Raw genomic sequence first — 12509 nt, 5'->3', positions numbered from 1 at the left:
ATTGGGTCGAGAAAAGTACTTTCCTCAAGGTAGACACGCGCCATATAGCGCCCAAAAAAAGGAGTTATTGCTACTACAATTAGTAACGTTAGTACAATTTGAATCCATCCTTCTAACATTGGATTAATCAAACTCCGATATAAATAAACTTAGATGATTAGTAAATATCTTTTGCTATGATTTAAAGTGAGCAATGAAGTATTTTGATATCCTTATTACATAAAGTATAAATATGTGCTTTCTCAATCAATAATCGAGCTTTTTATTAGAAACCACAAGGTATAAATCAATATTTAAACTAGCCTATGCAAAGAATATATTTGTTTATATATACAAGTCTTCAAAGCGTTTATCTCGATATATATCTGCAAATATAGAAGAACAGCTAAATCTTAGACAAACAGCTATTTGCGCTCAAACAAGAGCATCCTGTTTGAGCGCAAATAGCCTATCTGATTTTTCACGTAATGAAAAAAGAGTGCGAGGTGACAACCTCATTAGCTCTCACGGATGCGGTGATGTAAAGCTAGTTGGGTTCACAGGGGTGACTTCAGAAGCGTAGCGGTTAAAGTCTCTAACGTTAAAAGTTAAGATATGGGTTAACCTGTGGACTAACATTGAGGCTACAAGCCTAGCATCGTGGACATTTACACCCGCTACCCCATACTGTAAGATTAATCGCTTCCACTCTGGATAAATCTCAGGTACATCTGGCAGTACCAAGAATAAACCTTCTAAACGCTCTAGTTCCGTCCTCGCTTCAGCTATGGTTAAGCCTAAGCCGTTCTTTTGGACAGGTCGTGTAGCACTTCGCCAAAACTCTATGAGGTTTTGCGAGGTAATAAAAAGCTCTTCTTCGGCTCCTCGTAAAGTTGAGATTGCGTTCAGTGTATCTGCATACATTGGGTGGTGTGGCTGTACACTTAATAGTAATAAATTGGTATCGACAAGATAAGTCACTTAAATATCTTCGTTTTCGTCATCATCGTATATTCCAGCCCGACTTAAAGCATATTCTGATAGTAAAGGCGTGTCTCGTCTATGGCTCTCTGCCCATTCCCGAAAAGCTGTTATCCACTCAAGAGCCGTTGCAGTTTTGTAAAAAGGTTGATCCTGTTTTGATTTGATCAACTGCTCAAGCAATGCATCAAAATGTGGCTTAACCACTTCAATCGGGAGCTTAGTTACATTTGCTAACACTTGCACAACGCTTTCTAACTCTTCTCTGTCAGCCTCTGTTAGTAATGGTAGTATTGGATTGTTATTGTTTCCCATGCTAGTAGCTTTCCATAAATAATATTTAAATACTGAAATTACTTCCTAGTTTAATAACAGGCTACTATAGCAATCCTAAATCATTTGTGAAAAGTTATATCCCCGACAACTATTACGAAGTCGGGGAACTAGACACCGCGAATTTCACAAATTAGATAGGATAAAGTCAGAAGTCTAATTCATAACTCATAACTGATTTTGGCGACAAATTCCAAATGCGGAGGTGTAGGCGTGTAAGAAAGTTCTGCCGCCTACAGGGCCGATTTCACCACCACAGAAAAAGCCGCCTACAGGAATATCGCTGACGTAGCGCCGAAATAGTTCAGAATCGAAATTGGGTTTACCATAGAGTCCTTCACCTCGCCCCAGACAGGCAAACATTAAAGCAGCAACAGCAGAGGGTTCAGATTCGCGTTGGGTTTGATAACTTTGGAGGAGTAATTCTAGGTCTTCAGCAGAGGCTTGAGCATCGCGGAGGTGGAATTGCAGCCTTTGTCCTGGACGGACACGATCGCCAATTGCGATCGCCCCAGCTGTTGGATCGACCCCAAGAATACCACGAATTAAAAAGTCTCCCTGTTGCAAAGCCAGCTTAAATTCATCCATCGCTACACCAACAAACAGAGAGTGCTGTGCTAAAATCCGTTCGTGTTCGCTGAGACTAGCAATCAAATCTCGCAATACCACTAGCGGCACTTGCTCATCTAACTCTAAGATGATGTTGCGATCGGCTTTTGTAACTTGCAATGGTTTGCCAATCGGTCGGCATCCTTGGGCTACAATCGTTTCCAAAACAATATTGCCAGTCAAAGCTATGCCGATAGTACCCTCACGATACAGGCTTTGGTGTTCCTCGCCCTCAGTATCATTACAAAAAAGGGCAACACGACCACCCATACCCCCACCGCTAGCCTGTCCCCCCACTATCACCGATCCTGGATAAGCAAAATCCAACCCCTGCAATAAATCGTTGATTCCAGAAGCGAAAGAACTAGACAGCAAGATGAACTGGGGTGTCGGTGATGTTGGCACACCAATCAAATCAACCCAAGTATCTGGTGAACTGTCTAAGTCAGGTAATTCTTCAGCAACAACATGAAATACTTGAACCTTCACCCCTGGAAGGTGTGCTAAAGTCAAGCTAATAGCTGGTTCAGCTTCTAATTCTTGGATTTCTCCGTTAACTGTCGTCCCAATCACACCTCCACCACTACAGCCAATTAGCACAGGCACAGAAAGTTTCTCAGCTAACAAGGGTAACAGTCGGGAATACTCACTCGTAAAAGCAGACGAAATGAATACCAGTCCTAGATCCGCAGGTGCTGTTAACGATGAGACAGCTCGTTCCACCACATCTGTAACAGCTGCTTCCAAAGAATGACGGGTTGATAGGGCGTTTGCCCACTGCATTTGGTCTGCCATGAGTTTTGAGCTTCTTTCTCTTTTGGGGCTAGTAGGTTTTGATTTTTGATTTTGGGAAGAATTGCATCCGACAAAAATTAGTGCCAGCCTTTTGTCTCCTCCATCCCAAGAAGCTGGGGTTGTCATTCCTTAATAGATGCATCTAAATATATTGTATGATTGTTTATCTATGGTACTAATTCCACAAAATCTTAAAAAATAAAGATGAATGCATTATAGATGCGGCAGTTTACTGTATTGGTTATAAATCAATAGGCTAAAGTTCTAACTTATGAGCTGAATGGTTAGAATAGTTAGTACTCAAGCTAAAATCTGCCATTTCTGAAGTTTTTCTATACTAGTATTAACAACACACAACGAGACTAAAGCAATGACCAACATCCAAGAAACAGCAAAGAGCGATATTCAAGAGAAAATCCAAGAAGAAGTAGAGCAAGCGCGTACTGTCTGTGATATTAGCGGTAGTGGTTCACCAGAGTGTGCTGCTGCTTGGGATGCAGTTGAAGAATTGCAAGCCGAAGCTTCCCACAAGCGCCAAAGCAAGCCAAAAAACTCTCTAGAACAGTATTGTGATGACAACCCAGATGCAATTGAATGCCGAGTTTACGACGACTAAAAATTTAGACAAGTAAATTTTTTGTTAGTTTGGTAAACAAGCAACCAAAATTTACTTACTCAAATCTTGCACTCTCACCTCACTCCCGCCTAAAATCTGACTCCCCCTCTTTCATCATTTGCCCTAACAGGTAAATAATTGGTGAAATATTTGGAGTTACGGATGTATAAGGGTTAAGATTTGAGGTTTTTTTTATCTTAAAAGGAAACTTTTACACCCAAAAAATTGGGGTTTTGTCCGAGAGTGTCGAGTATATAGTCGGTGGGTGGGTTTTAAAACTCTTCCTGACGCTACTTGCAAATAGGTGCAAAATCTGAGTCGAGGGTCTTTGAGTTGCTTGTTTTTTACCAAATAGAGAGATTGAGGAAAGTGAATTAAACAATTTACTATTTAATACCTTTTCCAAAAATCTTTGCAACAAATGAATTGACTGTAGGGGCGTACATCTGTATGCCCCTACAAACGTATTTACAGTATAAATTCCGTGAAATAGTATAAGTTGGGTAGCCACTTGCTTGCACAAAGAAGTTAGAGCGCAGTCTTAAGGCTAGACTTTGTGCTTTGATTAAACTGTTATGTAATTATAGATGGACTAATACCTAGGTAATAGCTTACAGTTTGTCAGTTATGGATCTTGTTCTTGGTTAAAAATGTTTTATTTATCCTTTGAGAAAAACTATGGACTATAACGTTTGGTTTCGCCCTTTCGTCTGGATGGATTACCGACTGGCAGTATTATTCCTGGTAGTTATTCCGCTAATTCTTCTAATTTGGGCATTTGTGCAAAAGGCGGAAGGCATACAACGCTTATTGGGTATATACTGGCGAGTATCAAGCCTGGTAGCAATCACAATTTACTTAATGATTGCCCAGTATCCAGTTAGCTTTATCTCTGGATTGATAGCTCAGATTTTGATCCCGATTTCGCTGTGGTTCTGGGTGGATATCAACGATGAAATTGAGTATCAAAGCAGTGGCGCTTTGAAATTAATTTTTACTTCTTGGCGCTGGGCGACAACTGTTTATTGTATTTTGGGTACACTAGCGTTTATCCCTTTTTTAGGTTGTGCTTTTTCTGGTAGTGCGCTGAAGACTTCCTATTGTCGCGTTTGGTTTGAGGCTCCGTTGCTATTCAAAGAATATTTTCATGCTAATAGCAAGGCTGAGTTTTTAGGTTTTCTCGGCATAACTAGTTTAGTAATTTATGTGCTTTACTTAAGCTACTTTGTTGTGATTAAGCTGGGCAAGCAGGGACGCTCGGCCACACCACAGTAAGCATCGTTGCACCACCATACTCCTACTCTTAAAAAAATGGATTCCATTGGCAAGCGACTGGAACAATACACCGCTAAACGCCCTCAAGAAGTTCTACTTGTAACGGTGCAAATTGCTGATGAGGAAGATACAATTGCTATTTTCAAAGGCTTTTCCAGTTCTTTAATGCGTCCAACGGCATTTGATGCAGATGTACCAGTTCTACCAGATGGGGCAAACATCCTTAACATTGATCGAGTTGCCAGTCCTTATAATCCTGAAGCACCTCATTATATTCAACAAGGAATTTCTTGGGAAACTATGGAAACTCTATTATCATAAGTGGGAGTCTAACTAAAATTTTATCTCAAGCTTAGTTGCTAGACTGACTAGAGCAAACCTCATAGATTAAACAAATATCTTGACTAATTTATGAATTACCACAACATTATTACGATTGAGCCTGAAAAACGCAGTGGTAAACCCTGTATCCGGGGAATGCGAATAACTGTTTATGATATTTTGGAGTATCTTGATGGTGGAATGACTGAAGCAGAAATCCTAGAAGATTTTTCTGAATTAACTTCTGAAGATATCAAAGCGCGTCTAGCTTTTGCTGCCGATCGTGAGAAGAAGTTATTTGAAGAAGTTATTTGTGGTATTCCTGTGAAACTGCTTCTAGACGAAAATTTGTCTGATCGAATTATTTCACGGATTGTAGATTTGTATCCTGATTCAGTACACGTTAAAACTTTAGGATTAATCAACACGGATGATGTGTGGAAAGCATTTTGGTGTTAGCGTAGTTTGAAAATACGGCAGAACAATGCGATCGCACTGGAAGCATTATTATTCTGGATATCATGCCGAATTGTCAGTTATAGTTATTCTTCGGTTGGGCGATTAAATTTAAGTAAAATCAAGCTTTAGCACGGAAAACTCAACTGTGGTAATTTTTGTTGATGTCGATGACACTCTTGTTCGCTCCGTTGGAACGAAACGAATTCCAATACCCAGTGTCATTAAAGTAGTTCGACAGTTAAAGGCGCAAGGAGCAGTACTATACTGCTGGAGCAGTGGAGGCAGTGATTATGCTCGTGCTTCAGCAAAGGAGTTTGGACTAGAGGATTGCTTTGCTGGTTATCTCCCAAAGCCAGAAGCAATGATTGACGATCAACCATTTCCGGCTTGGCGAAGCTTACGCCATGTGTATCCATTGCAGGCTAACAGTTTGCTCAGTGAATAAGACTATAGACGACTGACTGTAATAGAGCGATCGCCCAGTTTGATAAGATGGTTGGCATAGTTGGAGAAGTTCATAACTCTTTCACCCTATGACAACCAAAAAATATGTTTACTGGCAAGATGAGGAGATGTGGCTTGGCTATTTGGAAGAGTATGCAGACTACTGGACTCAGGCAGAAACCGAAAACGAATTCAAGGAGAACTTAACTGATATTTACAAAGAATTAACGAGTGGAAGAATTCCCAATGTCCTCTGAAACTGTCTTTATTTTTGAATAATTATTTTGACTTTTAAATTTAAAAAATGTCCCGTTCTGGATACACACTTCCCGTCTTTGCTTGTGCTGCTGCTGTTGCAGCTTTACACTGGTTACGCGATCGCCAACCCCTAACTTTAGCATCTGTAGATTTGATTGAACCCGCTCAAATCGCAGAAATCCCCATTGAACAGGTAGCAGGACTATCTGAAAATACAGCTTTAGCAATCGCCCGTAGCGATCCTGGCGATAATCTCGATTTGACTAAAGATACACCGATTTGGGCATTGGTGGAATGGCGAGAACAGGGTGATGATGCTGTAATTATTAAAGGTGGGGAAGGAATTGGCAGACAGGTGAATGCTGATGACAAGCCTGCTATTTATGCCTATGCTCAAAGGCTTTTAAAAGAAAACTTGCAACTAATGCTAGCACCGGGGGAAAAAATCACGGTGACGATCATTTTACCCGAAGGGCGATCGCTTGCTGTTCGCACTTCAAATTCTGCCTTTGGTGTGGTTGAAGGACTTTCCCTTTTAGGCACAACTGGTATTTCTCAACCTTTGAGTACACCAGATCAGCTTGCAATTTTTCGGGCGGAATTACAAAATAAAGCCAGTCGTTTTGAAAGTTTAGTATTCTGTATCGGGGAAAATGGCCTAGATTTGGCGCGTAAACTAGGGATTAATCCTGAGCAATTGGTCAAAACTGCTAACTGGCTTGGCCCAATGTTAGTAGAAGCTGATGTGCTAGGCGTGAAAGAAATCTTATTATTTGGCTATCACGGTAAGCTGATGAAACTGGCGGGAGGAATTTTTCACACCCATCACTACTTGGCTGATGGACGGCGGGAAATTTTAGCAGCGCATTGTGCGATCGCAGGTTTAAAATCACCAGATATCCAAGCTGTGTTTAACAGTGCAACCGCCGAAGCCGCACTAACATACCTAAAATCGCTAGATGCTACAACTGGTAGTGATTGGGTAAATCAAGTTTACAGTGCGATCGCCGAAACTATCGATGTTCGTTCTCAAGAATATATCCAAAACCATAGGGAAAGCAGCACAGGAAGTACAATCTGTGGCTCTATCCTCTTTGATCGCGATCGCAAAATTATCGTGAAGAGTAAAACTGCTGGTCTGTTGATGGGAAAATTATGTTAATTTATTATGAATAATCGTAAACAATTCAAATAAATAATCTTCTAAGTAACCACTCTAGGGTAAGTTAATCGTTTTAATACCCTCTTTCACTCAATATATCGACAAATGCACATAATCTTGCGTTTGTAAAGGCTCTCTATACCATTATCTAGCCTACCCAGGCTGAATAATAGCATCATCATAGACCACAAAGCATCTACCCTTAACAGACATAACACTCCCGTCATGAACACAGCGGTGATACCAACAGAACAAGCGCCCCAAACATTGGAAAATTTGGGGAGACTTGATCGCCAATTGATTGTAATTCTGGACTTCGGCTCTCAATATTCTGAGTTGATTGCCCGTCGCATCCGCGAGACTCAAGTATACTCGGAAGTTTTATCCTATCGCACTACTTCTGAACATTTGCGCCAACTCGATCCTAAGGGAATCATCCTCTCAGGTGGGCCAAGTTCGGTTTATGGTGATAACGCTCCCCATTGTGACCCAGAAATCTGGAATTTGGGAATACCCGTCTTGGGTGTTTGCTATGGAATGCAGCTGATGGTAAACCAACTCGGTGGCGAAGTGGCAAAGGCTGATCGAGGTGAGTACGGCAAAGCGTCATTATATATTGATGATCCCACACATTTACTTACTAATGTCGAAGATGGCACTACGATGTGGATGAGTCATGGAGACTCAGTTACCAAAATGCCATCAGGGTTTGAATTGCTGGCACATACAGAAAATACTCCCTGTGCTGCGATCGCCGATCACGAAAAGAAGCTTTACGGCGTTCAGTTCCATCCAGAGGTAGTGCATTCTATTGGCGGTTTAGCATTAATCCGTAATTTTGTCTATCACATCTGCGATTGCGAACCTACTTGGACAACAGCCGCTTTTGTTGAAGAGGCAATTCGAGAAATTCGCGCCAGAGTTGGTGAAAAGCGAGTGCTGTTGGCGTTGTCTGGTGGGGTGGATTCTTCTACCTTAGCCTTCTTGCTGTATAAAGCCATTGGTGAGCAACTGACTTGCGTATTTATCGATCAAGGCTTTATGCGAAAGTATGAGCCAGAACGATTGGTAAAGCTGTTCCAAGAGCAGTTTCACATTCCTGTAGAGTATGTTAATGCTCGCGATCGCTTTTTAGCTAAAGTTGTTGATATCACAGATCCTGAAGAAAAACGCCGCCGCATCGGACACGAATTTATTGCTGTATTTGAGGAAACATCCAAACGCCTTGGTCACTTTGACTATCTGGCTCAAGGGACTCTTTATCCAGATGTAATCGAATCTGCTGACACCAACGTTGATCCCCAAACTGGTGAGCGGGTAGCGGTGAAAATTAAGAGTCATCACAATGTTGGCGGTTTGCCTAAAGACCTAAGATTTAAATTGGTGGAACCACTGCGGAAACTATTTAAAGATGAAGTCCGCAAAGTTGGGCGTTCCATTGGTTTACCAGAAGAAATTGTCCAACGGCAACCTTTTCCTGGGCCTGGTTTGGCAATTCGCATTCTGGGAGAAGTCACATCTGAGCGGTTAAATATTTTGCGCGATGCAGATTTGATTGTCCGGCAAGAAATTAACCAACGCGGTATGTATCATGATTTCTGGCAAGCGTTTGCGGTATTGCTGCCAATTCGTAGTGTTGGTGTTATGGGGGATCAACGCACTTACGCTTACCCGATTGTTTTGCGGATTGTGACCAGTGAAGATGGCATGACTGCTGATTGGGCAAGAGTCCCTTACGATGTACTCGAAGTGATTTCCACTCGGATTGTGAATGAGGTGAAAGGGGTGAATCGGGTGGTTTATGACATCACCTCTAAGCCGCCTGGAACCATTGAATGGGAGTAAGGGATTTCCAACTAAAAAATATCCCATTGCTTTGGCAAGCAGGGGAAGCAGGGGAGGAAGAATCTAACGATCATCTTCGCTTCCAAAATTGAATAATTTAATTTCTGGAAATCCCTAACCAAGTTTTGAGTTGACTTAGTTCAAAAGCTGATGAGCGAATTTGATATTTTAAATCTTGGATAATGGAATTGAAAGATTCAAAACTCTAAATTTAAAAAAGTCTGTTCACTCAGTATCTGCACCAAGAGCAAGCGAATTTATTCGTAAGCTGTTGCGCCTTTAATTTGCACTAATATTTTTTCAATATGATTGTAGGGTGGGCATCTTGCCCGCCCTGATAATGCAAGTTGTATACGTAACAGCTTAGTTTACTTCTACTAAAATTCCAACCTGTTATGAGACTACTATTTGATATTTCAAAAGATACGTAATAGGGTGTCAAGGCTAAATTTGTGCAATAAATTTAGCCTTGACATGCTAATAGGGTGTGTAGCTGTGAAAGTACGACACCAAATTCTTATAAATGGTGCGTTACGGATTTCATTTTAATACACCCTACAGTACGTAATTTTATTCAATGGTAAAAGTTAATTAAGGAATTAAACACCAACATAGTTTTATCCCGTCAATAATTCTAAATGCCAGCCAAGAATTAACCATCTACTTGATGCTAGCTGGACGAATTGAGTTATTTTCTAGGAAAATAGACGCGATCGCAGTAAAATTACCAATGGTGGGGCCACTGAGAAAAAACAAGCAGCTCATTAGAAATAACTTTCATGTGATCAACATTAATGGAGATGTTATGGAACCTGCTCTGCCCCTTGCTGGCTTAAACATCCTCGTAGTTGATGATGATGACGATAGCCGATTTTACATTACTACCGTGTTGGAAGCTGATGGAGCCACCGTCATAGCAGTTGCATCGGCAGAGGTAGCATTGAAAGTATTACCTGAGTTGCAACCAGAAGTTTTGATTTGTGATATTGCTATGCCTGGTGAAGATGGCTACACTCTTATCCGCAAGATCCGGGCGCTGAAGTCTGATATTTGGGAAAAACTTCCGGCTATAGCTTTAACTGCATACGGCGATAGCGAGTATCGTAGCCGTGCGCTGGAAGCGGGCTTTCAGACTCATGTGGCAAAACCGGTTGATCCAGGAGAACTAGTTGCGATCGTGGTTGATTTGGTTGCTTCTTATAAGAATTAACGCAAAGATGCAGTCCTTTGTAGGTCATTAAATGAATAGGGCGTGATTTGGAATTGCTTAGATTACTTTGCTCCAGTTTCAAAGCTAATTTGCTCAGACTTATAGGCTGGTGGCTCAACGTGAACTAAAATCCTGACTGGACGGAACCGTTCTTCTAATCGGCTTTCTACTTCTTCAGTGATGTGGTGAGCGGTTTCTACGTCTGGTGCATCTACTATTAAATGCATTTCGATGAACACTTGACGACCAAGAACACCGCGAGAAGCAATATCATGACAGTTAATTACACCTGGAACAGAAGTAGCGATCGCATGAATTGCTTCTGGTGCGATCGCCATTTGATCCACTAGCCAAGGCAAATTCTCTTTTAAAACTGACCAACCACTCCAAAATACCAACAAAGCAACAGGAAAAGATAACACCAAATCCATCCATTGATAACCTAGCCAAACTCCGATCAAACCGGCAATTACAGAGATTGTCACCCAAATATCGCTCATGGTATGTGTAGCATCAGCTATGAGAATTGAGCTACCTACCCGCCTACCCACACTACGTTCGTAAAACGCCACAAAAATATTCACGCCCAGCACAATTAGTAATAACCACAACTCAGGTGGCGATATTTTCACAGGTTCACCACCACCTTGGAGAATTCGCTCGATTGCTCCTTGCAGAATTTCAAAACAGGCTATTCCTAAAAATGAGGCAATTCCTAAAGCTCCCACAGCTTCAAACTTGGTGTGTCCATAGGGATGCTCGCGATCGGGTTGTGGAGAAGAAAATTTACTTGCAATTAATCCCAAAACGTTATTCGCGCTATCTGTCACACTATGCAAGGCATCAGCTAGCAAACTCAACGAACCAGTCCAGGAACCTACAAGTGCTTTCAATCCCATTACAAACAGGTTGAGCAGTAGGGTAATAATTAAAACCTTCCGCACTTCGGCGCGGTTATCGTAAATCATAGATAATTTATCACATCAAGTTCTATGACTTCTAATGTAAAACTTAAAACATAAATAGACACTAATCAAATGTATCAAAGTCTTACGCAATAAAAATTAAGTCTCTCTATAGGCTCTATGTTTTATACTATTTTCTTGAGATTATTTATAACTAACAACAGCTACAAGCTTTATATGTATTAATAATACCTCTACAGATAACAGCAGATTTTTAGCATTAATTCTAAAAATATTTTAATTAAATTTGTTATTCATACATCCAGTTAGGTCAGATCGAATTGCATTCAAAGAGATGATCATGACCATCAGTAAGCTGTACTTACTCAGGAAAATTGATGAGTCTAATGAGTTTAATTCGTTACCTTTAACCAATAGCGAAAAAGTGTCGAATCCTAATTCTTTTCTATATCTCCTGCTCCCCGCCCTAAAAGCGTACCCTTTGGGGATCTTGCTACGCGTAGCGTCCCGCAGGGATGGGATATTTCACTGGTACGAACCTGAAAATTGATGGCGGCTTCGCAGCCTGATTCGGCAACCAAAGCAAAACCAAGAAAAGTCCAATTATGCAAATTTGTCTGATGACGATGCCAGCGCCAAGATTCAGGCGCATCCTCGAAAAAAAGACGAAGCCACCAAGAGCAACGGCGGCTTCGTCTCTTTTTCCGGTAATATTAGTACTTATCAAGAAGTTTTAATAAAAAATGTCTTCAATTCCTCTAACCTTGAACCTAATTGAAGGTTCTGTCTCCTTCAGTTTTTCACCCCAAGCAGCACGAGAATTAAAAGCAGCAACAGATCAATTGATGGAGCGCCTGAAAGCTGTCGCCGCTAAACCCACTCCCGGCGGTGGTAAAGTAACTCCCCAGCCTCCCCTGGAATATCGTTATACGGGTGATGTATTTTTAGAAATTTTCTGTAATCCTAATATCTGGCCAACACCCTTCGCAGCAAAAGTTTTGCTGACTGTCCGCAACGTCAACATCCGCTTGACTACTGAAGCTGAACTTACTCGCATCATTGAAGACATTAATAATTACTTAGAGCAAGTAGGATAATAGTTCATGTGATTTTTCTGTGCTTTTCGAGATTAAAAAAAAATACTATACAAATTTTTGATTTTGCGAAAATTGAGCCAGTTGCTTGCGGAGTTTCCCTCTATTGTCGCAGATGGTGACGGTTAGCCGGACTTAGCCAACTTTTCAAGACGGATTTTGCCTTTCAACAGGAAGCAGACTATCCCTTACTTTAGGGAAG

At 41.2% G+C, this 12509-nt stretch carries 15 protein-coding genes and 1 pseudogene; 11 read left to right on the top strand and 5 right to left on the bottom strand.

Annotated features, from left to right (window positions below):
- Positions 1-504 precede the first annotated feature (504 nt).
- The 3 genes from VE944_RS18735 to VE944_RS18725 form a co-directional block, all read right to left on the bottom strand.
- The gene (locus VE944_RS18735; RefSeq protein ID WP_324980076.1) at positions 505-960 is read right to left on the bottom strand and encodes a type II toxin-antitoxin system VapC family toxin; all 456 of its coding nucleotides are present in this window, start codon (positions 958-960) and stop codon (positions 505-507) included.
- Positions 961-1275, bottom strand: a complete 315-nt coding sequence (locus tag VE944_RS18730) for a hypothetical protein (RefSeq protein ID WP_324980073.1) — start codon at positions 1273-1275, stop codon at positions 961-963. It lies immediately after the preceding gene.
- Between the two features lie 186 nt (positions 1276-1461).
- Entirely contained in the window at positions 1462-2697 is a 1236-nt protein-coding gene (locus VE944_RS18725) for an FIST signal transduction protein (RefSeq protein ID WP_324980091.1), read from the bottom strand.
- Between the two features lie 370 nt (positions 2698-3067).
- Here VE944_RS18725 and VE944_RS18720 point away from each other — a divergent pair, with 370 nt between their 5' ends.
- The 10 genes and pseudogenes from VE944_RS18720 to VE944_RS18675 all read left to right on the top strand — a co-directional run bounded on the left by VE944_RS18720 (position 3068) and on the right by VE944_RS18675 (position 10287).
- On the top strand, positions 3068-3313 hold the full coding sequence (locus VE944_RS18720; RefSeq protein WP_190894217.1) for a Calvin cycle protein CP12: 246 nt from the start codon (positions 3068-3070) through the stop codon (positions 3311-3313).
- Positions 3314-3991: 678 nt separating this feature from the next.
- Complete coding sequence (locus tag VE944_RS18715; protein ID WP_324980066.1) at positions 3992-4588, top strand: DUF3177 family protein; 597 nt, start codon at positions 3992-3994, stop codon at positions 4586-4588.
- A gap of 36 nt (positions 4589-4624) precedes the next feature.
- Complete coding sequence (locus tag VE944_RS18710) at positions 4625-4909, top strand: DUF7734 family protein (protein WP_324980063.1); 285 nt, start codon at positions 4625-4627, stop codon at positions 4907-4909.
- A gap of 90 nt (positions 4910-4999) precedes the next feature.
- Positions 5000-5203: pseudogene (locus tag VE944_RS18705) on the top strand (DUF433 domain-containing protein); the annotation flags it as partial.
- Between the two features lie 30 nt (positions 5204-5233).
- Positions 5234-5368 carry a DUF5615 family PIN-like protein gene (locus tag VE944_RS18700; RefSeq protein WP_324980088.1) on the top strand — a complete coding sequence of 45 codons (135 nt, stop codon included), beginning with the start codon at positions 5234-5236 and terminating at the stop codon, positions 5366-5368.
- Between the two features lie 145 nt (positions 5369-5513).
- Entirely contained in the window at positions 5514-5813 is a 300-nt protein-coding gene (locus VE944_RS18695) for a DUF705 domain-containing protein (RefSeq protein WP_324980060.1), read from the top strand.
- A gap of 88 nt (positions 5814-5901) precedes the next feature.
- The gene (locus tag VE944_RS18690; RefSeq protein ID WP_324980057.1) at positions 5902-6069 is read left to right on the top strand and encodes a hypothetical protein; all 168 of its coding nucleotides are present in this window, start codon (positions 5902-5904) and stop codon (positions 6067-6069) included.
- A 47-nt stretch (positions 6070-6116) separates the two neighbouring features.
- Complete coding sequence (gene cbiD, locus VE944_RS18685; protein ID WP_324980054.1) at positions 6117-7232, top strand: cobalt-precorrin-5B (C(1))-methyltransferase CbiD; 1116 nt, start codon at positions 6117-6119, stop codon at positions 7230-7232.
- 225 nt (positions 7233-7457) lie between these two features.
- Positions 7458-9077 carry a glutamine-hydrolyzing GMP synthase gene (guaA, locus tag VE944_RS18680; RefSeq protein ID WP_324980049.1) on the top strand — a complete coding sequence of 540 codons (1620 nt, stop codon included), beginning with the start codon at positions 7458-7460 and terminating at the stop codon, positions 9075-9077.
- Positions 9078-9882: 805 nt separating this feature from the next.
- Positions 9883-10287: a response regulator gene (locus VE944_RS18675; protein WP_324980085.1), complete on the top strand. Its 405-nt coding sequence runs from the start codon at positions 9883-9885 to the stop codon at positions 10285-10287.
- 62 nt (positions 10288-10349) lie between these two features.
- Here the strand turns inward: VE944_RS18675 and cdf31 are convergent, their stop codons facing one another.
- Both cdf31 and VE944_RS18665 read right to left on the bottom strand, forming a co-directional pair.
- The gene (cdf31, locus tag VE944_RS18670; RefSeq protein WP_324980047.1) at positions 10350-11255 is read right to left on the bottom strand and encodes a CDF family zinc efflux transporter Cdf31; all 906 of its coding nucleotides are present in this window, start codon (positions 11253-11255) and stop codon (positions 10350-10352) included.
- 451 nt (positions 11256-11706) lie between these two features.
- A complete protein-coding gene (locus VE944_RS18665; RefSeq protein ID WP_324980044.1) occupies positions 11707-11940 on the bottom strand; it encodes a hypothetical protein in 234 nt (77 codons plus the stop codon).
- Positions 11941-11956: 16 nt separating this feature from the next.
- Between VE944_RS18665 and VE944_RS18660 the strand changes: the two genes are divergently transcribed.
- Positions 11957-12310 carry a hypothetical protein gene (locus VE944_RS18660; RefSeq protein WP_324980042.1) on the top strand — a complete coding sequence of 118 codons (354 nt, stop codon included), beginning with the start codon at positions 11957-11959 and terminating at the stop codon, positions 12308-12310.
- Positions 12311-12509 lie beyond the last annotated feature (199 nt).

The sequence above is a fragment of the Nostoc sp. genome (assembly GCF_035638895.1).
In the GTDB taxonomy this organism is placed as follows: domain Bacteria; phylum Cyanobacteriota; class Cyanobacteriia; order Cyanobacteriales; family Nostocaceae; genus Nostoc.
Note: the sequence above shows the minus strand (reverse complement) of the source record. Positions and strands in the feature narration are given on the sequence as shown.

Bases quoted from the DNA above. Each gene is read 5' to 3' on its own strand.
- VE944_RS18730 (WP_324980073.1), bottom strand. From the start codon at position 1,275: ATGGGAAACAATAACAATCCAATACTACCATTACTAACAGAGGCTGAC.
- VE944_RS18725 (WP_324980091.1), bottom strand. From the start codon at position 2,697: ATGGCAGACCAAATGCAGTGGGCAAACGCCCTATCAACCCGTCATTCT.
- VE944_RS18720 (WP_190894217.1), top strand. From the start codon at position 3,068: ATGACCAACATCCAAGAAACAGCAAAGAGCGATATTCAAGAGAAAATC.
- VE944_RS18715 (WP_324980066.1), top strand. From the start codon at position 3,992: ATGGACTATAACGTTTGGTTTCGCCCTTTCGTCTGGATGGATTACCGA.
- VE944_RS18710 (WP_324980063.1), top strand. From the start codon at position 4,625: ATGGATTCCATTGGCAAGCGACTGGAACAATACACCGCTAAACGCCCT.
- VE944_RS18690 (WP_324980057.1), top strand. From the start codon at position 5,902: ATGACAACCAAAAAATATGTTTACTGGCAAGATGAGGAGATGTGGCTT.
- cbiD (WP_324980054.1), top strand. From the start codon at position 6,117: ATGTCCCGTTCTGGATACACACTTCCCGTCTTTGCTTGTGCTGCTGCT.
- guaA (WP_324980049.1), top strand. From the start codon at position 7,458: ATGAACACAGCGGTGATACCAACAGAACAAGCGCCCCAAACATTGGAA.
- VE944_RS18675 (WP_324980085.1), top strand. From the start codon at position 9,883: ATGGAACCTGCTCTGCCCCTTGCTGGCTTAAACATCCTCGTAGTTGAT.
- cdf31 (WP_324980047.1), bottom strand. From the start codon at position 11,255: ATGATTTACGATAACCGCGCCGAAGTGCGGAAGGTTTTAATTATTACC.
- VE944_RS18660 (WP_324980042.1), top strand. From the start codon at position 11,957: ATGTCTTCAATTCCTCTAACCTTGAACCTAATTGAAGGTTCTGTCTCC.